This window comes from Streptomyces sp. TSRI0107, assembly GCF_001905845.1.
Classification (GTDB): domain Bacteria; phylum Actinomycetota; class Actinomycetes; order Streptomycetales; family Streptomycetaceae; genus Streptomyces.
In genome coordinates, this window is sequence record NZ_LIVZ01000004.1 from 687,957 (window position 1) to 707,097 (window position 19,141).

Consider the following 19,141-nt stretch of genomic DNA (forward strand, 5'->3'; position numbering starts at 1 on the left):
GGCCCCCGGGCGCATGGATCCTGCGGACAGGTGGCCCCCGCACGTTTCGGCGCGCGGCCGTGGGGGAGGTCACTGACACGATGATCGGGTTGCGCGGCGGGGGCCACGCGTCCTAGAAAAGCAGTCGGGTGGAGATATGCATCGCGGTGGCGGACTGGGCGAGGGGACTGATGACCTGGGTCCTCGACGTGCCCGGCGGGGAAGGCACCGACGCGACGCGGAGGACACGACCGAAGCACGTCAGGCACATGGTGGACCGAGGGAGCCCGAGCGCGTCGACCGCACGGTCGACGGTTTGAGGGCGGGGAGCAGGAATGGTGGTCGGGTGGGGGTGACGTACAAGTACTTCGGTGCGCCGGACGGCGCGACCGCGGCCCGCGTCCCGATCTCGATGCGTCCCGAGGAACTCGGCGGCGACGAGCTCGGCATGAACGGCATGTTCACCAAGATCAAGCCGGAGACGATGGCCGCGATGGTCCTCACCGGCATCGAGGGCGTCCCCCTCCACAAGGTGCCGCCCCTGGAACTCGTCGTCCTGCATCCCGACTACGCGGTCGTCAAACTCCCGATGACCGTCGTCGACCCGCTCCGCGGCATCGGCGAGGAGGCGGTCGGCGCGGCGGCGTTCATCTGGTCGACGGTCCCGGACCGGGGCGGACCGCGGGACGCGTTCAACGTGTACCAGCTGCTGCACGAGTGGCAGGACTTCAGCCATCGGCTGCATGAGGCGGGGCATCAGCCTTATTGCCTGGTTTGGCCCTGAGCTGCAGCGATCACCTGTTCAGGCCGACATGCGCCCGGTTCGCGCGGCTCCTACCGTGGATGAGTAACGCCGACGCGTGAGAGGTTCCCGTGGTCACCGCGGGTGGCGCGTGTCGGCTCCGCCATGACGGCCGAGGCGATGGCCGAAAAGGAAGCCGAGAGCCGGAGCAGGTCCTGAGCGAGCTCGGGGGCCCAAGATGTGCCGCTGGATCGCGTACTCGGGTACGCCCATCCTTCTCAGCCAGGTCCTGTTCCAGCCGGAACACTCCTTGATCGACCAGAGCCTGCACTCCCGCATGGGGGTGGAGACGACCAACGGCGATGGCTTCGGCATCGGCTGGTACACGCGGGAAACGGACACTCCGGCGGTTCTGCGGGACGTCGGTCCGGCCTGGAACAACCGCAATCTGCTGGAGGTCTCCCACCACGTCCGCTCGGGCCTGTTCTTCGCGCACATCAGGGCCTCGACCGGGACGGCCGTGCAGCAGACCAACTGCCACCCCTTCCGGAGCGGGCGCTGGATGTGGATGCACAACGGGGCGATCAGCGAATTCCACCGCCTCCGGCGTGACCTCGCCCTGGCCGTCGATCCGGCCCTGTATCCCGACATCGAGGGTTCCACCGACTCCGAGCTCATGTTCTTCCTGGCTCTCACGTTCGGTCTCAGGGAGGATCCTCCCGGTGCCGTGGCGCGCATGGCCGGCCTGATCGAGAAGGCGGGGCACGCGCACGGCGTCCCCAACCCGCTGCAGATGACCATCGCGGTGGCCGACGGCGATCGCGTATGGACCTTCCGCTACTCCAGCGAGGGCCGCTCGCGGTCGTTGTTCTACAGCACCAGGGTGGACACCCTGCGCGCGCTCCACCCGGATGCCGCGTTCCTGCGGGACATCTCCGAGGAGACCCGCCTCGTCGTCTCCGAACCGCTGGGCACCCTCCCCGGCGTCTGGAACGAGGTGCCGGAGAGCAGTTACGGCATCGTCCAGCCGGGCGGAGACGTGCTCCGTACTTTCCGGCCCGCCCTGCAAGGCGACCCGGCCTGAAGCCGACCGGCGAGCTGAAGCCCTCCCCGGGGTGCGTCTCAGCCGACCGCGCCCGGACCGTCGGCGCACGTGTCGCCGAGTGCCTCCAGCGCGGTGCTCACGGTCGCCCGCAGTGATTCGGCCGGCGCGCCCGCGCGGGAGCGCAGGTTCACGCCGTAGGCGAGCAGGGCGAGCAGTTCGGCGGCGCTTGCGGGGTCGGTTCCCGGAGCGAGTTGTCCCCGGGCCTCGGCGGTGGCCAGCGCGGCGCGCAGGGCGTCGCGCAGTTGCCGGTGGTGGCGGTCGAGGAGGTCGCGGACCTCGGGATCGGCGTCCTCGGCCGCCGCATGGGCGTTGACCACCATGCAGCCCCAGCGGGCGAATTCCCCCGAGCACCGGATCTCGATCAGGCCGGCGAAGAAGTCCTCGACGGCGGGCAGGCCCCGTCCGTCCTCCGCCAGGTGACGGAAGGCCGGGTGGGAGTGGCGTTCGACGTAGCGGCGCAGGGCGGCGTGGTAGAGGTCCTGCTTGCCGCCGAAGGTGGCGTAGAGGCTGGAGCGGTTGAGGCCGGTCGCGGTCACCACGTCCTGGATGCCGGTCGAGGCGGCACCTCGGCGCCAGAACAGCCGGACCACGGTCTCCAGAGCCGCGTCCGGGTCGAAGTGCTTGATGTCCGGCATGCCTCACCGACCAATCTTGAAACGAGGGTTCCAGGATACGCCCGCCGCAGTTATCTTGGAACGGTCGTTCCGAGTTGCCGCTCCGAGCCGACCGATCGATCCATGTGCCGTGCGTCCAGGAGGACCGTTCCCATGTCGCTCAACGCCGAATTACGCGCCTTCTTCGAGTCCCGTCGGCAGCACATCCCCGCCGAGTTCCGCGAGGTCATGCACCGGGCCGCGAAGGAGCTCGCCGACTCCGGCCAGGCCGACCGCGCCCTCGCGGCCGGCGCCCGCGCCCCGCTCTTCGCCCTGCCCTCCGCGACCGGGCGGATCGTCGCCCTGGACGACCTGCTCGCCGCCGGGCCGGTGGTGCTGACGTTCTACCGCGGCGCCTGGTGCCCGTTCTGCAACATCGCCCTGCGCGCCCTCCAGCAGCACCACTCCGCCATCACCGAACGCGGCGCCCGGCTCGTGGCCGTCTCCCCGCAGGTCCCCGACGAGGCGCTTTCCCTGACCGAGAAGCACGAGCTGGCCTTCGACGTCCTCAGCGACGTCGGCTCCGGCACCGCCAGGCAGTACGGCCTCGCCTTCGACCTCCCCGAAGACCTCGCCGCCGTCTACGACAAGCTCGGCTTCGACCTCCAGCGCGTCAACGGCGGTCACCCGCGCACGCTCCCGCTGCCCGCGACGTACGTCATCGACCGCGACGGGGTGATCCGCTGGGCCTTCGCCGACACCGACTACGTCAACCGGGCCGAACCCGCCGACGTGCTTGCCGCGCTGGACGCCCTCCGCTGAACCGGGTCAGGGCAGGTGGAGGTTGCCGTACCGGGTGTTCGGCTCGCCGCTCGCGTAGACGCGCGGGGAGGTGAACACCCCGACCAGGTCGTCGTCGGCGATCGTCCTGCGGGGCAGGCTCAGTCCGTAGTGCCCGGCCAGCAGCCGGTACACGTCCCGGATGCCCGTCCGCCCCGGCTCAGGCCGTCTCCCCGCCCCCGCCCACCGTGAACCCGATCGCCACCCCTCCCCCGTCCCGCGGGCACGCGAACGGCGTTCCCCCGTGCGCCAGAGACACCTCCCGCACGATGGACAGGCCCAGCCCGGATCCGGGCAGGGAGCGGGCGTCGGGGGCGCGGTAGAAGCGGTCGAAGATGCGGTCGAGGTCGGTGTCGGCGATGCCGGGTCCCCGGTCGAGGACCTCGACGCGGACCGGGCCGCGGCAGCCCGGGTCCGGGCCGGACACCACCAGCTCGATCGGTGCCGTGCCCGTGCGGTCGAACTTCGCCGCGTTCTCCACGAGGTTGGACATGGCCCGGCTCAGCATCCCGGGCCGCCCCTCGGTCGTCGTGTCGCCGGTGACGCGCAGGGCGATCTCGCGGCCGGTGCGGCGGCGGGCCAGGCCCGTGACGTCCTCGGCCAGTTCGGCGAGGTCGACCCGCTGCGGCGGCTCGGCGTCGGACTGACCGGCCGCCAGGTCCACCAACTCGTTGACCAGGTCCGTCAGTTCGCGGGCCTCCTGCCCCAGGTCGGCGACCAGTTCCTCCCGGCTGGCGGGCGGGAGTTCGTCGATGCGGCGGAGCAGGGAGATGTTGGTGCGCAGGGAGGTGAGCGGCGTCCGCAGTTCGTGGCCCGCGTCCTGGACGAGGCGGCGCTGGTCCTCCTCGGACTGGGCGAGCCGGCCGAGCATCCGGTCGAAGGCGCGGCCGAGCCGGCCCACCTCGTCGTGGCCGGTGACGGGCACCTCGATGCCGAGCCGCCGGGTGCGGGCGACGGCCTCGGCGGCGTCGGTGAGGATCACCAGCCGGCGGGTGATGCGCCGGGCCAGCCACCAGCCGAACAGTCCGGCGCCGACCACCACCGCCGCCATGAACAGCAGCGTGCGCTGCTGGAGCGCCCGCAGCAGGTCCTCGGTGTCACTGAACTCCTGCGCCACCTGTACGGCGCCCCGGCCGCCGCCGAGCGAGACGGTGGCGACCCGGTAGATGTCGTTGCCGACGTCGACGTCCTTGTGCACGACGAGCTGCCCCGCCGTGCGCGCGGCCGCGATCTCGCGGTCGGGGCCGGTCACCGGCAGTCCGGGGCTGCCCTTGTCGACGACGCCGCCGTCCGGGCCCAGCACCTGCACGTCCGTGCGGGCGGGGCGGACGAGGTCGTGTCCCGGCGCGGAGGAGGAGAAGTCCGCCGGGCTCATCCGGTACTGCCGTACCTCGCCCCGCAGGTCCTGTACGACCTCGTCGAACACCGACACCTGGTCGACCCGGACCAGCCGCGCGGCGGCGGTGTAGGACAGGAAGCCGACCAGGAGGGTCACCGCGGCCGTGACCGTCGCGAAGGACACCGCGAACGTGGTGCGCAGGGACACCAGCCGCGGCCGCCACCCCACTCAGTCCTCCCGCAGCACGTAGCCCACGCCGCGCACCGTGTGGATCAGCTGCGGCGCGCCGGGCTGGTCGAGTTTGCGGCGCAGGTAGCCGACGTAGACGGCGAGGTTCTTGGAGCCGGGCCCGAAGTCGTAGCCCCAGATGCGGTCGTAGATCGTGGAGTGGTCGAGGACGATGCCCGCGTTGCGCACCAGCAGTTCCAGCAGCTCGAACTCGGTGCGGGTCAGCTCCAGTTCGCGCTCGCCCCGCCAGACGCGGCGCGCCTGCGGGTCCAGCCGCAGCCCGGCGGCCTCGACGGTCCGTCCCTCGGGCGGCCTGACCGGCGGCAGCGGCTGCGCGGGCGGGGCGGGCGCGTCGGCCCCGGCCGGGGCGGCGGTGCGCCGCAGCAGTGCCCGCAGCCGGGCGAAGACCTCCTCGACGTCGAAGGGCTTCACCACGTAGTCGTCGGCGCCGGCGTCCAGGCCCGCGATCCGGTCCGCGGTCTCCACCAGCGCGGTCAGCATCAGGATCGGCGTCCGGTCGCCCTCGGCGCGCAGCACCCGGCACACCTGGAGGCCGTCGATGCCCGGCATCATCACGTCCAGGACCAGCACGTCCGGCGGGGTGCGGTGGGCCTGCGCCAGTGCCTCGACGCCGTCGGCGACCGCGGTGACCCGGTAGCCCTCCAGGGTCAGGGCCCGCTCCAGGGCGTGCCGGATCGCGCGGTCGTCTTCGGCGAGCAGAACAGTCGGGGCCACGCGTCCAGTGTGGCAAAGCCGTACTTCCGTACGACCGCACGGTGGACGCCCGGCCCCGCTTCTTACTGGCCTCTCACCCGGTCCGGGTCCAGGCCTCTCACCCGGTCCGGGCCCAGGCCTCTCACCCGGTCCAGGCCCAGGCCTCTCACCCGCTCCCGCGCAGCGCGGCGAGCTGCTCCTCGAACGGTGTGACCGCCAGGTCGTCCCGGGCGGGGCGGGCGGCCGGCAGCCGGGCCGTCAGCGCGGCCAGCTCCCCCGCCGCCCGCTCGATCCGCTCCGGCAGCCCCTCCGCGCCCCAGTCCTCCGAGGCGGCGTAGACGCCGGTCGGGGCGACGACGGCCCGCAGGTGGGCGAAGAGCGGCCGCAGGGCGTGCTCCAGCACCAGGGAGTGCCGGGCGGTGCCGCCGGTCGCGGCGATCAGCACCGGCTTCCCGGTCAGCGCGTCCTTGTCGATCATGTCGAAGAACGACTTGAACAGTCCGCTGTACGACGCCGAGAACACCGGCGTCACCACGATCAGCCCGTCCGCGCCGGTCACCGAGTCGATGGCGGCGGCCAGCTTCCGGCCGGGGAAGCCGTTGGTGAGGTTGTGCGCGATCTCGACGGCGAGGTCGCGCAGCTCGACGACCTCCACGTCCGCCGGGGTCCGCCGGACGACGGCCGACGCCAGCCGGTCGGCCAGCAGCCGGGTGGACGACGGGACGCTCAGCCCCGCCGAGACGACGACGAGCTTCGTACGGTCGCTCATACGGTGGTCACCTCCTGGGCGGCGAGCAGGGACTGGTGGGTCGGCGCGTCCGGCACTCCCGCCGGACGCCGCGCCGCGAACTCCTTGCGCAGCACGGGCACGACCTCCTCGCCCAGCATGTCGATCTGTTCCAGCACGGTCTTCAGCGGCAGCCCGGCGTGGTCGACCAGGAACAGCTGGCGCTGGTAGTCACCGGCGTACTCGCGGAAGCTCAGGGTCTTCTCGATCACCTGCTCCGGCGTGCCGACGGTCAGCGGGGTCTGGTCGGTGAAGTCCTCCAGGGACGGCCCGTGCCCGTAGACCGGCGCGTTGTCGAAGTACGGCCGGAACTCGCGGACCGCGTCCTGGGAGTTCTTCCGCATGAACACCTGCCCGCCGAGCCCGACGATCGCCTGCTCGGGGGTGCCGTGCCCGTAGTGGGCGTACCGGCTCCGGTACAGCTCGACCATCCGCTTGGTGTGGTCGGCCGGCCAGAAGATGTTGTTGTGGAAGAAGCCGTCGCCGTAGTACGCGGCCTGCTCGGCGATCTCCGGCGAGCGGATGGAGCCGTGCCAGACGAACGGCGGTACGCCGTCCAGCGGGCGGGGCGTGGACGTGAAGCCCTGGAGCGGGCTGCGGAACTTGCCCTCCCAGTCGACGACGTCCTCGCGCCACAGCCGGTGCAGCAGGGCGTAGTTCTCGATGGCGAGGTTGATGCCCTGGCGGATGTCCTGGCCGAACCAGGGGTAGACCGGGCCGGTGTTGCCGCGGCCCATCATCAGGTCCACCCGGCCGTCGGCCAGGTGCTGGAGCATCGCGAAGTCCTCCGCGATCTTCACCGGGTCGTTGGTGGTGATCAGCGTGGTGGACGTGGACAGGACCAGCCGCTCGGTGCGGGCCGCGATGTAGCCGAGCATGGTGGTCGGGGACGACGGCACGAACGGCGGGTTGTGGTGCTCACCGGTCGCGAAGACGTCGAGTCCGACCTCCTCGGCCTTCAACGCGATGGCGACCATGGCCTTGATCCGCTCGCGCTCCGTCGGCGTACGGCCCGTGGTCGGGTCCGGGGTTACGTCCCCGACGCTGAAGATCCCGAACTGCATGGTCGCTCACCCTCCAAGTGGTTGACCGTTCAACTATACCGCTGAACGACACCCCCGCCGCCCCTATTCCCGTGTGCTTCCGAGCCCGCCGAACCGCCCTCAGGACGGCAGCGGCAGCGCGTCCGTGTATCCGTTCACCGGCCGCTCCACCCGCTCGACGTCCCGCGCGTCCAGCGCGACCGCCGCCGACGACGTGCCCAGCTCGCCGCCCGCGTGCCAGGTGCCCGTCACCGTCACCCAGGTGTCGGCCGGTGGAGCCGCCGGCCCGTAGACCCGCACCTTCACCGACTGGGCGTCCGCGGCGCAGCACGACAGCATGAGCCGTGTCAGATACCAGCCGTCACCGTCGTCGGCGGGCGTCACGAACCCGGTCATCCGGACCGTGCGCCCCTCGATGGCCCGCTCGGTGTCCTGCTGCACCCGCTGGGTGAAGTCGGTGAGCGTGATCGGCAACGGCGAGGTCGCGGGCAGCGGCTCGAAACCGTCCTCCTCGACGACGGCGACGGCCTTCGGCGCCCCGCGGGACGCCGTGTACGAGCCGAGGGCGGGCGGCGCGTAGAGGAGCAGGCTCAGCGCGGGCAGGAGCAGCAGCCAGGCGACGCGCGGCACACCGGAGTGGTCATGACCGTGGCCGTCGTCGTCTCCGTGGCCGTCCCCGTGCCCCTCGGCATGGTCCCGCTCCCGCCACCAGGACACCGCCTCCGCCGCGCCCAGCGCGACCAGCAGCACCCCCGACGCGATCAGCAGCGGCCGCATGCCCTCCTTCACGTAGCGGAGGTAGGCGTCCGTGAACAGCGAGACCCGCAGCAGCCCCACACCGCTCAGCGCCAGCAGCCCCACCCGCACGAACCGCATCACAGCAGCACCCCTCCCACCAGCACGCTGCACACCACCGCCACCACGGCCGTCGCGGCGGAGAACCGCACCGCGAACGCCCTCCCGAACGTCCCCGCCTGCAGGGCGAACAGCTTCAGGTCCACCATCGGCCCGACCACCATGAACGTCAGCCGGGCCACCGGCGAGAACCCGCTCAGCGAGGCCGCCACGAACGCGTCGGCCTCCGAGCACACCGCCAGCACGATCGCCAGCACCGCCAGGAACAGCACCGACAGCCACGGCGAGTCGGCGAACGCGTCGACCACCGAGCGCGGCACCGCCACGTTGAAGGTCGCCGCGGCCATCGCCCCGACCACCAGGAAGCCGCCCGCGTGCAGGAAGTCGTGCTGGAAACCGCGCCGGAACTCCGTCCACCGGCTGTGCCCCGGCCGGTGCCCGGTGTGCCGCACGGCGGGCTTCAGCCACTCGGCGCGCCCCAGCCAGAGCCACAGCCAGCCCATCACGGACGCCGTGACCAGCGAGGCCAGCAGCCGGGCCAGCACCATCTCCGGGCTGCCCGGGAACGCGATCGCCGTGGCGGTCAGCACGATCGGGTTCACGGCGGGCGCGGACAGCAGGAACGCGAACGCCGCGGCCGGCGTGACACCCCGGCCGATCAGGCTGTTCGCCACCGGCACCGACGCGCACTCGCAGCCCGGCAGCACCACTCCCGCGGCCCCCGCGACCGGCACCGCGAGCGCGGGCCGCTTCGGCAGCAGCCGGTTGAAGACACGCGCGGGCACGAACGCGTTGATCGCCCCCGACAGGGCGGTGCCCAGCAGCAGGAACGGCATCGCCTGCACGGTCACCGCCAGACACACCGTCCGCCACGCCTGCACGGCCGGCTCGTCCAGCGACCGCCCGACGAGCACCAGCGCGGTACCTGGCAGCACGGCCGCGCCGACCAGCAGCAACAGCCAGTTCCGGGGCAGCCCGCGCGCCGGCTCCTCGTCCGCCGGGTCCGCCTCCCGCGCCCGTATGCCGGTGTCCTCGATGGCCCGCATCTCTGGACCAGCCCTCCCCACGACCCCGCCTGCCCCACCTGTCCGTCGGCCCCAGTAAACCGCCCGGAAGCGATCAGCGGTAAAACATCAGAAGTAGTACGTGTCCCCGGTGTCCAGCACCAGCACCCGCCGCCGGTCGTTGTCCCGGTTCGGGTCCACCGTGCCGCCGCCCCACACCGTGTCGATCTCCGCCAGCACCTCGGACGGCTCCCCGGCCAGCCGCACCCGCAGCCGCAGCTGCTCGCCCAGCCCCTGCGCCGGCACCGCGGCGATCCGGCACAGCACCGTCCGCTCCCCCGCCCGCGCACAGCCGCCGGGCAGCCACTGCCGGTCCTCCAGCGCCGCCGACCAGCGCAGCCGCACCGTCGCCTCCGGCACGGCCGCCGGACCGTGGTTGCGCGGCACGAACCGCACGTCGAGCCATCCGCCGGCCAGCACCGCCGCCCCGTGATACGCCAGGTCCGCCTCCGCCTCCCCCGCCCGCGCGACACCGGGCGCGGCCACCGCCAGCGCCGCCAGCACCGCCGTACCCGCGACGAACCCTCGCGCGCCCATGCCACCACTCCTCATCCGCCGCTCATGGCGCCGCCGTACGGCTCCCAGGACGGATGTATCCCACGCGGCGGACCCGGCAGGCGCCCTCCAACAGGTGACACCGGCCGGACCCCGGCACGCGGGGCCGTGCCAAGCTGACCGGCATGCTCGTCCTCCGCTCCGCAGCCCTCTTCGTCGTCGCCGCCCTCTTCGAGATCGGCGGCGCCTGGCTGATCTGGCAGGGCCTGCGGGAGCACCGCGGCTGGCTGTGGGTGACCGGCGGCGTGCTCGCCCTCGGCGCGTACGGATTCGTCGCCACCTTCCAGCCCGACGCCCACTTCGGCCGCGTCCTCGCCGCGTACGGCGGGATCTTCGTCGCCGGATCCATCCTGTGGGGCGTGATCGCCGACGGCTACCGGCCCGACCGCTGGGACGTCGTCGGAGCGCTGATCTGCCTCGCCGGCATGGCCGTGATCATGTGGGCGCCGCGCGGCGAGTGAACCGCACGGCCCCGGCCCGCGCCGGGACCGGCCCCCCGCACCCCCGCCGGGCACCCCGCCTATCCTGGCCGGAAGCACCTCCCGCACCGCCGGCCACCGCACCGCACACCCCGTCAGAGGAGCAGCCGTATGACCCCCGCCGCCGCGTCCCGCATCGCCGTCGTCACCGGGGCGAGCAGCGGAATCGGTGCCGCCACCGCCCGGCAGCTCGCCGCGGCCGGCTACCGCGTCGTACTGACCGCCCGCCGCAAGGACCGCATCGAGGCGCTGGCCGAGGAGATCACCGCGGCCGGCCACTCCGCGACCGCCTACCAGCTCGACGTCACCGACCGCGCGGCCGTCGACGAGTTCGCCACCGCCTTCAAGAGCGTCGGCGTCCTGGTCAACAACGCGGGCGGCGCGCTCGGCCTCGACCCGGTGGAGAGCGGCGACCCCGCCGACTGGCGGCAGATGTACGAGACCAACGTCATCGGCACCCTCAACCTCACCCAGGCCCTGCTGCCCAAGCTGGAGGCGAGCGGCGACGGCACGGTGGTGGTCGTGTCCTCGACCGCCGGCCACGGCACGTACGAGGGCGGCGCGGGCTACGTCGCCGCCAAGCACGGCGCCCACGTCCTCGCCGAGACCCTGCGCCTGGAGATCGTCGGCCGCCCGGTCCGCGTCATCGAGGTCGCGCCCGGCCTGGTCAAGACCGACGAGTTCGCCCTCACCCGGTTCGGCGGCGACAGCGAGCGGGCGGCGAAGGTCTACGAGGGCGTCGCGGACCCGCTGACCGCGGACGACGTCGCCGACACCATCACCTGGGCGGTGACCCGCCCCAGCCACGTCAACATCGACCTGCTGGTCGTCCGCCCCCGCGCCCAGGCGTCCAACACCAAGCTGCACCGGGAAACCCCGTGACAACCGACGGGCCGCCCGGACCGGAACCGGAGGAGCAGCGGGCGGCCCGCCGCTCCAGGGAGAAGTACGGCGAGCGCCACATGTGGATGTGGCTCGCCTACTTCCTCTTCGGCATCCACTTCATCGCCTTCGTGATGATCTACGCGGTGACCCACGCCACGTCCAAGTGATCGACGGGCCCGTAGGCTCACCACTCGTGGACAGACACATACCTTTCGCCGGTCTGCACAACTTCCGCGACCTGGGCGGCTATTCGACAGCGGACGGCCTGCGCGTCCGCCCCGGCCGCCTCTACCGCTCCGACTCCCTCGGCAAGCTCACCCCCGGCACCCCCGACTGGGACCGGTTCCTGTCCCTGGGCGTCGGCGCGGTGATCGACCTGCGCCACCCCTGGGAGATCGACGCCCGCGGCCGGATCCCCGAGCACCCGTCCTTCGCCTACCACAACCTCAGCATCGAGCACCGCCCGTACGACCAGGCCGCGTTGACCGCCGACATCGACCCCGGGCCCTACCTCGCCGAACGGTTCATGGAGGTCGCCGAGGACGGCACCGAGGAGATCCGCCGGGCGCTGGAGGTCATCGCCGACGCGGCGCGCTCGGACACCCCGCTGGTCTTCCACTGCGCCTCCGGCAAGGACCGCACGGGCGAGATCGCGGCCCTCGTCCTGACCCTGCTCGGCGTCGACGAGCCCACGGTCGTCGAGGACTTCAGCCTCACCGAACTGGCGACCCCGGCGCTCCTCGCGGAGTGGTCGGCCCGCAACGAGGGCCGCACCCCCACCTGGCCGGGCTTCGCCCGCGCCCCTGAAGCGGTGATGCGCCTGTTCCTGGCAGCCCTGAAGGACCGGTACGGCTCGGTCGAGAACTACGTCGAGAAGTCGCTCTCCCTGGACGCGGACGCCCTCGCGGCGACCCTCCGCACCCACCTCCTGGAGGCACCCCCGGCCGACCACCCGGCCCTCAGCTTCCGCCGGGCGACGGACGCCGACGCGCCCCTCCTGGTCCGCCTGCGCGACACGGCCGCCCTGTGGCAGCTGGCCCGCGGCATCGACCAGTGGAAGCCCGGCGAGAAGGACGAGGCCCATTTCCGTACCCGTGTGAGCGAGGGCGAGGTCTGGCTGGCCCACGCCGACGGCCACCTGGCCGGCGCCTACGAGCTGTGGTGGACCGACCCGGCGGCCTGGGGCCCGCGCCCCGCGGACGCCGGCTACATCCACCGCCTGATGACGGTCCCCCACCTCGCCCCACCCGGCACGGGCCGCACCCTCCTCGCCCACGCCGAGTCCCGCATCGAGGCCGCGTCCCGCCCCTACAGCCGCCTGGACTGCCTGACCACCAACCCCCGCCTGCGCGCGTACTACGAGTCGGCGGGCTACACGACGGTCGGCGAACAGCAGGCCAAGACGGACGGCTCGGGCAGCCCGTACGCGGTGACCCTGCTGGAGAAGCGGCTCGGCTAACCCTTCACGCAGACGACCTGCTTGAGCTTCGCGACGACCTCGACGAGGTCCCGCTGCTGGTCGATGACCTGCTCGATCGGCTTGTAGGCGCCCGGGATCTCGTCCACCACACCGGAGTCCTTACGGCACTCCACGCCCCGCGTCTGCTCCTCCAGGTCCTTCGTCGTGAACCGGCGCTTGGCCGCGTTGCGGCTCATGCGCCGGCCCGCGCCGTGGGACGCGGAGTTGAAGGACTTGTCGTTGCCGAGGCCCTTCACGATGTACGAGCCCGTGCCCATCGAGCCCGGGATGATCCCGTAGTCGCCGGAGCCGGCCCGGATCGCGCCCTTACGGGTCACGAGCAGGTCCATGCCCTCGTACCGCTCCTCCGCCACGTAGTTGTGGTGGCAGGAGATCTCCTGCTCGAAGGTCGGCTTGGCCTTCTTGAACTCCTTGCGGACCACGTCCTTGAGGAGCGCCATCATGATCGAGCGGTTGTACTTGGCGTACTCCTGCGCCCAGAACAGGTCGTTGCGGTAGGCCGCCATCTGCGGGGTGTCCGCGACGAAGACGGCGAGGTCGCGGTCGACCAGGCCCTGGTTGTGCGGGAGCTTCTGGGCGATGCCGATGTGGTGCTCGGCGAGTTCCTTGCCGATGTTGCGGGAGCCGGAGTGGAGCATCAGCCAGAGCGCACCGGTCGTGTCGAGACACACCTCGACAAAATGGTTGCCCGATCCGAGCGTTCCCATCTGCTTCTCGGCGCGATCGTGACGGAACTTGACCGCTTCGGCCACTCCGTCGAACCGCCCCCAGAACCCGTCCCACCCGGCCGTGCCGAACCCGTGCAGCCGACCGGGGTCGACGGGGTCGTCATGCATCCCCCGCCCGACCGGGATCGCCTGCTCGATCTTCGACCGCAGCCGGGACAGGTCCCCCGGGAGGTCGTTGGCGGTCAGCGACGTCTTCACCGCCGACATCCCGCAGCCGATGTCCACGCCGACCGCCGCGGGGCACACGGCGCCCTGCATGGCGATGACGGAGCCGACGGTCGCGCCCTTGCCGTAGTGGACGTCCGGCATGACCGCGAGGCCCTTGATCCACGGCAGGGTGGCGACGTTGCGGAGCTGCTGGAGGGCGCCCTCCTCGACCGTCGCGGGGTCGGTCCACATCCGGATCGGCACCTTCGCGCCCGGTATCTCCACATACGACATAACTGCTCATCCCCCGTCAGATACGACAAAGCAAATGGAATTCTCGAATCGCAAAAACCGGTGCCAAGGTCGATGAAAGGGGCAACGGACCGGCGTCCACGGCTGTGCGTGCGATACACATTGTGTCCAGGGCAGTCATCGGCCCGGCAACCGATTTACCACCGTCGAGAGGAGCCTGACCGTGCAGCGGAAGGCCTACGTATCCGGCATCGCCGCGCTCCTCGCGGCCCTGCTGGCCGGCTGCACCGGCGGCTCGGACGACGGCGGCGGCACGGACGACGCCAACCCCGACGGCGGCTCCGCGGTCACCCAGACCGCCGAGCCGGGCCGCTACCGCACCCTGCCGGAGCCGTGCAGGGTCGACGAGGACACCCTCGACTCCCTGCTGCCGGGCATCCCGCAGATCGCCGACGAGGAGCAGCGCGAGAAGGCCTACGCGGGCGAGGCCACGCTCACCTTCGACAACGACCGCAAGATCGGCTGCCGCTGGCAGGTGCCGTCCGCGACGGCCACGGACCATCTGTTCGTGGACCTGGAGCGGGTGGTGTCGTACGACAACGCGGTCAGCGACGACGACCAGGCCCAGCAGCTCTTCGCGGCACGCCAGGCGGAGGCCGACCTGCCGGCGCCGACGACGTCCGCCCCGTCGGAGGCACCCTCGAGCCCGTCCGGCAGCCCCTCCGGCAAGCCGAGCGCGTCCAGCTCCGCGTCCTCCGCGTCCGCGTCACCCTCCGGCTCCTCCAGCCCTTCGCCGAGCGCCACCCCGACCGGTCTTCAGCCCCGCGTCCTCGACGACCTCGGTGACGAGGCGTTCCTGGACGACGAGCTGAGCAGCGCCGGTTCGACGGCCAAGCAGCGGACGGTGACTGTGGTGTTCCGCACGTCGAACGTCATCGTGACCGTCAAGTACGAGGAGCAGGCGGCGACCGTCGGCATGGTCCCGGACAGCGAGGAAATGCAGGACAGGGCCCGGAAACTGGCCTCTCAACTGGACGACTCGCTGGCCGGTTGACGGCCCGCCCCGGCGGTCGGCTCATCAGCCGAACGGGAACCGCGCGGTTCCCTCACCGCGTACCGTGACCCCTCGGACCCGATCCGACGGCAGGAACAGAGCGTCATGAGTGAAGGAACCATGCAGCGACGAGCACAGCACCAGCGTGATGTACGAGCCGGGCGTCTGAACCGCGTCCTTGTCTCCGCCGCCGCCGTCCCCGCGATCCTGCTCGCCGCCGGCTGCTCCTCGGACTCCGGCTCCGGCGACGACGCGAAGAAGGCGTCCGAGAGCGCGAGCGCGTCGGCGAGCCCGTCGCCGACGGTGCAGGCGGCGGCGTACCGGACGCTGCCGGATCCGTGTGACGTGCTGTCGAAGAAGACGCTGGGCGAACTTGTCCCGAAGGGTGCGAAGTCGGGCAAGGAAGGCAACTCGGACGACACCTCGTCGCGGAGCAACTGCTCCTGGGACAGCCTCGACAACAACGGCGTGGACGGCTCGCAGTTCCGCTGGCTGAACGTCTCCCTGCTGCGCTTCGAGTCCGACGCGACGCGCGGCTCGGCGGACGAGCTGGCGCGGGAGTACTACGCGAAGCAGGTCACCGACGCGCGGTCGGTGAAGGACGCGAAGAACACCAAGGCCGAGCCGCTCACCGGCACCGGTGACCAGGCGACGGCGGTGCGCTACGACCTGAAGAAGAAGGAAGGCTCCTTCAAGCAGCAGACGATCGTCGTCCGCGTGGAGAACGTGGTCGTCACCCTCGACTACAACGGCGCGGGCCTGGCCGGCGAGAAGACCCCGGACGCCGGCGAGCTGATGAAGGACGCGACGAAGGCCGCCAAGGAGGTGGTCGCCGCCGTGACCGAGGCGAACGAGGCCGAGACGGGCAAGGGCAGCACCTCGTCGAAGGCGCCGAGCGCGTCCAAGGCGCCGTCCCAGTCCGCGTCGAAGTCCCCGTCCAAGGCGGCCACTTCGTCCAAGACCCCGGCGAAGAAGAGCTGACCCCCGAGGTCACGAAAGCGCAGCCCCGCACGGTCCGGCCACTCGTTCTCCGCACAGGTGTGCCACTCTGTTGCGCGCAACAACACGCAGTGGGAGGGGAGTACGGGTGGCCGCGCCCATACAGCTGACACGGATGCACCGCGTTCTCATCGGCGTGGTCGTGGCCGGTGCCGTGATCATCGCGGGCATCGGCTTCGCGGGTTCGTACGCCGCCGTGCGCGAGCTCGCCATCAAGAAGGGCTTCGGGAACTTCAGTTATGTGTTCCCGATCGGCATCGACGCGGGCATCTGCGTCCTGCTCGCCCTGGATCTGCTCCTCACCTGGATCCGGATCCCCTTCCCGCTGCTGCGGCAGACGGCCTGGCTGCTGACCGCGGCAACCATCGCCTTCAACGGTGCCGCCGCCTGGCCGGACCCGCTGGGCGTCGGTATGCACGCGGTGATCCCGGTGCTGTTCGTGGTGGCGGTCGAGGCGGCCCGGCACGCGATCGGCCGGATCGCCGACATCACGGCCGACAAGCACATGGAGGGCGTCCGCCTCACCCGCTGGCTGCTCTCGCCGGTGCCCACCTTCCTGCTGTGGCGCCGGATGAAGCTGTGGGAGCTGCGCTCCTACGACCAGGTCATCAAGCTGGAGCAGGAACGTCTCGTCTACCAGGCCCGGCTGCGCTCCCGCTTCGGCCGGAGCTGGCGCCGCAAGGCCCCGGTGGAGTCCCTGATGCCGCTGCGCCTGGCCCGCTACGGCGTGCCCCTCGCGGAGACCGCCCCGGCGGGCCTGGCGGCGGCCGGCATCGAACCGGCCCTGATCCCGTCGGCGCCGCAGCCGGCCGAGGTCGCCGCGGGCAGTCGCGGCGACGGGCCGGCGCGGATGGGCGCGGTGCCCGGCGGGCAGCGCCCGGAGCTGGTCGGCAACGGCCGCGCGGGGCAGCAGCCCGGCGACCCCGCGGCCGACCAGAACCCGTGGCTGCAGGCCCGGGACCCGCAGGCGGTGCAGTACCAGGGCGGCTACGACCCGAACTACGACCCGGACGCCGCGTACGCCCAGTGGTACGAGGAGCAGCGGCAGGCCGAGGAGTACGAGGACCAGTACCAGGAGGAGCCGGACCCGCTACCCGCCCCGGAGGACACCGGCAGCTTCCCCATCCCGGTCGTCCCGGGCCGCACCCGCGAACTCGGCGAGGGCGGCGGCACGCCGGAGCCGGACGAGGAGGCGTACTACCAGGTGTTCCGCCAGTCGATAGACGGCAGCTTCCCCACGCCCGGCGTCCTCGGCGACAACATCGAGGCGACGTACGGCATCAAGCTGGCCCCGAGTGCCCTGAAGGCGCTCTCGGACCGCTTCCAGCAGCGCTTCAACGCGGAGCTGGAAGAGGACCACATCGCGTAACGCCCGCACACGACGAAGGAGGGGGCGCCCGGCGAACACCGGGCGCCCCCTCCTTCGTGCAGAACGGCTTACTCGCCGAGCAGGCGCCGCACCCGCTCCTGTCCCACCGCCAGCAGCAGCGTGGGCAGCCGCGGACCGGTGTCCCGGCCGACCAGCAGGTGGTACAGCAGCGCGAAGAACGACCGCTGGGCCGTCTTGATCTCCGGCGGCAGCTCCTTCGGCGTGGCGTCGGCGGAGAACCCGGCCTGCACCTTCGGCACGCCGTAGACGAGGTGGGTGAGGCCGTCCAGCGACCAGTGCTCGGCGAGCCCGTCGAGCAGCAGCCGGAGCGAGCCCTGCGCCTGCTCGTCGAGGGACTTCAGCAGGTCGAGGTCGGGCTCGTCACGGACGATGGTCCGCTGGTCGGCGGGCACCTGGGTGTTGATCCAGGACTCGGCCTTGTCGAACCGGGGCCGCACCTCGTCGAGGGAGCCGAGCGGCTGCTCGGGGTCGAGCTCGCTGAGGATGCGCAGCGCCTGGTCCTCGTGGCCGGCGGTGATGTCGGCGACGGACGCGAGGGTCCGGTACGGCATCGGGCGCGGCGTCTTCGGCAGCTCACCGGCGGCGGTGCGCACCGCGCGGGAGTGCGCGGCGGCGTCGGCGGGCAGCACGGTGCCGTCGGCGACCTTGGCGTCGAGCTTGTCCCACTCGTCGTAGAGCCGCTGGATCTCCTGGTCGAAGGCGATCTTGAAGGACTGGTTGGGCTTGCGCCGGGCGTACAGCCACCGCAGGAGCTGCGGCTCCATGATCTTCAGCGCGTCGGCGGGGGTGGGCACGCCGCCCTTCGACGACGACATCTTCGCCATGCCGGAGATGCCGACGAAGGCGTACATCGGGCCGATGGGCTGCTTGCCGCCGAAGATGCCGACGATCTGGCCGCCGACCTGGAAGCTGGAGCCCGGGGAGGAGTGGTCGACACCGCTCGGCTCGAAGATCACGCCTTCGTACGCCCAGCGCATCGGCCAGTCGACCTTCCAGACCAGCTTGCCGCGGTTGAACTCGTTCAGCCGGACGGTCTCCGAGAAGCCGCAGGTGGTGCAGGCGTACGTCAGCTCGGTGGTGGTGTCGTCGTAGGCGGTGACGGTGGTGAAGTCCTTCTCGCAGTTGCCGCAGTACGGCTTGTACGGGAAGTACCCGGCGGAGCCGGAGCTGCCGTCGTCCTCGGACGCGGCGCCGGAGCCCTCGGCGGCCTCCAGCTCTGCCTCGTCGACCGGCTTCTGCGACTGCTTCTTCGCCGCCTTCGGCTTGGTCCGGTACTGCGCGAGGACCGCGTCGATGTCACCGCGGTGCTTCATGGCGTGCAGGATCTGCTCCCGGTACACGCCGGAGGTGTACTGCTCGGTCTGGCTGATCCCGTCGAACTCGACGCCCAGCTCGCCCAGCGCCTCGATCATGGCCGCCTTGAAGTGCTCGGCCCAGTTCGGGTACGGCGAGCCCTTCGGCGCCGGCACGGAGGTCAGCGGCTTGCCGATGTGCTCCGCCCAGGTCTCGTCGACGCCGGTGACACCGGCGGGCACCTTGCGGTAGCGGTCGTAGTCGTCCCAGGAGATCAGGTGGCGGACCTGCCGGCCGCGCCGCCGGATCTCGTCGGCGACCAGGTGCGGGGTCATGACCTCGCGCAGGTTCCCCAGGTGGATGGGGCCGGACGGGGACAGCCCGGACGCGACGACGACCGGTTTGCCCGGGGCCCGACGCTCCGACTCCTCGATGACCTCATCCGCGAAACGGGAGACCCAGTCGGTGGTCTCGGTGCTCTGAGCCACGATCGGCACGTCCTCTTTTACTGAAGGCTTGATGGTTGACCCATTCTCCCAGACCGCCTCGTGCCCGGGAAAACGGCTTTACCCCCCATGGGATACTGGCCG

Annotated in this window: 21 protein-coding genes; 10 read left to right on the forward strand and 11 right to left on the reverse strand. The window is 71.6% G+C overall.

Annotated features, from left to right (window positions below; translation table 11 throughout):
- The first annotated feature begins 136 nt into the window (after positions 1-136).
- Positions 137-763, forward strand: coding sequence for a hypothetical protein (locus tag AMK31_RS13585; protein ID WP_198948478.1), 627 nt, complete (start codon positions 137-139; stop codon positions 761-763).
- A 196-nt stretch (positions 764-959) separates the two neighbouring features.
- Positions 960-1,805, forward strand: a complete 846-nt coding sequence (locus tag AMK31_RS13590; protein ID WP_073940700.1) for a class II glutamine amidotransferase — start codon at positions 960-962, stop codon at positions 1,803-1,805.
- A 38-nt stretch (positions 1,806-1,843) separates the two neighbouring features.
- Here the strand turns inward: AMK31_RS13590 and AMK31_RS13595 are convergent, their stop codons facing one another.
- Positions 1,844-2,461: a TetR/AcrR family transcriptional regulator gene (locus AMK31_RS13595; RefSeq protein ID WP_073940701.1), complete on the reverse strand. Its 618-nt coding sequence runs from the start codon at positions 2,459-2,461 to the stop codon at positions 1,844-1,846.
- A gap of 132 nt (positions 2,462-2,593) precedes the next feature.
- Here AMK31_RS13595 and AMK31_RS13600 point away from each other — a divergent pair, with 132 nt between their 5' ends.
- A complete protein-coding gene (locus AMK31_RS13600; protein ID WP_073940702.1) occupies positions 2,594-3,241 on the forward strand; it encodes a peroxiredoxin-like family protein in 648 nt (215 codons plus the stop codon).
- Between the two features lie 6 nt (positions 3,242-3,247).
- Here AMK31_RS13600 and AMK31_RS40665 read toward each other — a convergent pair whose 3' ends face one another.
- The 8 genes from AMK31_RS40665 to AMK31_RS13635 all read right to left on the reverse strand — a co-directional run bounded on the left by AMK31_RS40665 (position 3,248) and on the right by AMK31_RS13635 (position 9,826).
- The gene (locus AMK31_RS40665) at positions 3,248-3,394 is read right to left on the reverse strand and encodes a hypothetical protein (protein WP_158074534.1); all 147 of its coding nucleotides are present in this window, start codon (positions 3,392-3,394) and stop codon (positions 3,248-3,250) included.
- Between the two features lie 25 nt (positions 3,395-3,419).
- Positions 3,420-4,826, reverse strand: a complete 1,407-nt coding sequence (locus tag AMK31_RS13605; protein ID WP_073940703.1) for a HAMP domain-containing sensor histidine kinase — start codon at positions 4,824-4,826, stop codon at positions 3,420-3,422.
- Positions 4,827-5,561 (reverse strand): response regulator transcription factor, encoded by a 735-nt coding sequence (locus tag AMK31_RS13610; protein WP_073940704.1) that lies wholly within the window; start codon positions 5,559-5,561, stop codon positions 4,827-4,829. It lies immediately after the preceding gene.
- Positions 5,562-5,706: 145 nt separating this feature from the next.
- Positions 5,707-6,309: an FMN reductase gene (locus AMK31_RS13615; protein ID WP_073940705.1), complete on the reverse strand. Its 603-nt coding sequence runs from the start codon at positions 6,307-6,309 to the stop codon at positions 5,707-5,709.
- A complete protein-coding gene (locus tag AMK31_RS13620) occupies positions 6,306-7,391 on the reverse strand; it encodes an LLM class flavin-dependent oxidoreductase (protein ID WP_073940706.1) in 1,086 nt (361 codons plus the stop codon). The genes AMK31_RS13615 and AMK31_RS13620 overlap by 4 nt, the downstream gene beginning before the upstream one ends.
- Before the next feature lie 99 nt (positions 7,392-7,490).
- Positions 7,491-8,249 carry a TIGR03943 family putative permease subunit gene (locus tag AMK31_RS13625; protein WP_073940707.1) on the reverse strand — a complete coding sequence of 253 codons (759 nt, stop codon included), beginning with the start codon at positions 8,247-8,249 and terminating at the stop codon, positions 7,491-7,493.
- Positions 8,246-9,271: a permease gene (locus AMK31_RS13630; protein WP_073940708.1), complete on the reverse strand. Its 1,026-nt coding sequence runs from the start codon at positions 9,269-9,271 to the stop codon at positions 8,246-8,248. Before AMK31_RS13630 ends, AMK31_RS13625 begins: the two co-directional genes overlap by 4 nt.
- A gap of 87 nt (positions 9,272-9,358) precedes the next feature.
- Positions 9,359-9,826: a hypothetical protein gene (locus tag AMK31_RS13635; protein WP_241842634.1), complete on the reverse strand. Its 468-nt coding sequence runs from the start codon at positions 9,824-9,826 to the stop codon at positions 9,359-9,361.
- Positions 9,827-9,969: 143 nt separating this feature from the next.
- Here AMK31_RS13635 and AMK31_RS13640 point away from each other — a divergent pair, with 143 nt between their 5' ends.
- From AMK31_RS13640 to AMK31_RS13650, 4 genes are all read left to right on the forward strand, one after another.
- Positions 9,970-10,305 carry a YnfA family protein gene (locus AMK31_RS13640; RefSeq protein WP_073940710.1) on the forward strand — a complete coding sequence of 112 codons (336 nt, stop codon included), beginning with the start codon at positions 9,970-9,972 and terminating at the stop codon, positions 10,303-10,305.
- 129 nt (positions 10,306-10,434) lie between these two features.
- Positions 10,435-11,205: an SDR family NAD(P)-dependent oxidoreductase gene (locus tag AMK31_RS13645; protein ID WP_073940711.1), complete on the forward strand. Its 771-nt coding sequence runs from the start codon at positions 10,435-10,437 to the stop codon at positions 11,203-11,205.
- Positions 11,202-11,375, forward strand: coding sequence for a hypothetical protein (locus tag AMK31_RS40670; RefSeq protein ID WP_158074535.1), 174 nt, complete (start codon positions 11,202-11,204; stop codon positions 11,373-11,375). Before AMK31_RS13645 ends, AMK31_RS40670 begins: the two co-directional genes overlap by 4 nt.
- A gap of 26 nt (positions 11,376-11,401) precedes the next feature.
- The gene (locus tag AMK31_RS13650; protein ID WP_073940712.1) at positions 11,402-12,667 is read left to right on the forward strand and encodes a GNAT family N-acetyltransferase; all 1,266 of its coding nucleotides are present in this window, start codon (positions 11,402-11,404) and stop codon (positions 12,665-12,667) included.
- Here the strand turns inward: AMK31_RS13650 and AMK31_RS13655 are convergent.
- Positions 12,664-13,857, reverse strand: a complete 1,194-nt coding sequence (locus tag AMK31_RS13655) for an RtcB family protein (RefSeq protein ID WP_073940713.1) — start codon at positions 13,855-13,857, stop codon at positions 12,664-12,666. The two genes, AMK31_RS13650 and AMK31_RS13655, sit on opposite strands and share 4 nt — an antisense overlap.
- Before the next feature lie 181 nt (positions 13,858-14,038).
- On the opposite strand from AMK31_RS13655, the gene AMK31_RS13660 reads away from it, so the two are divergent.
- The 3 genes from AMK31_RS13660 to AMK31_RS13670 all read left to right on the forward strand — a co-directional run bounded on the left by AMK31_RS13660 (position 14,039) and on the right by AMK31_RS13670 (position 17,237).
- Complete coding sequence (locus AMK31_RS13660; protein WP_073940714.1) at positions 14,039-14,869, forward strand: hypothetical protein; 831 nt, start codon at positions 14,039-14,041, stop codon at positions 14,867-14,869.
- 105 nt (positions 14,870-14,974) lie between these two features.
- Positions 14,975-15,850 carry a DUF3558 family protein gene (locus AMK31_RS13665; RefSeq protein ID WP_073940715.1) on the forward strand — a complete coding sequence of 292 codons (876 nt, stop codon included), beginning with the start codon at positions 14,975-14,977 and terminating at the stop codon, positions 15,848-15,850.
- 133 nt (positions 15,851-15,983) lie between these two features.
- Positions 15,984-17,237 (forward strand): DUF2637 domain-containing protein, encoded by a 1,254-nt coding sequence (locus AMK31_RS13670; RefSeq protein ID WP_241842635.1) that lies wholly within the window; start codon positions 15,984-15,986, stop codon positions 17,235-17,237.
- A 68-nt stretch (positions 17,238-17,305) separates the two neighbouring features.
- Here the strand turns inward: AMK31_RS13670 and lysS are convergent, their stop codons facing one another.
- On the reverse strand, positions 17,306-19,048 hold the full coding sequence (lysS, locus tag AMK31_RS13675) for a lysine--tRNA ligase (RefSeq protein WP_073940717.1): 1,743 nt from the start codon (positions 19,046-19,048) through the stop codon (positions 17,306-17,308).
- Positions 19,049-19,141 lie beyond the last annotated feature (93 nt).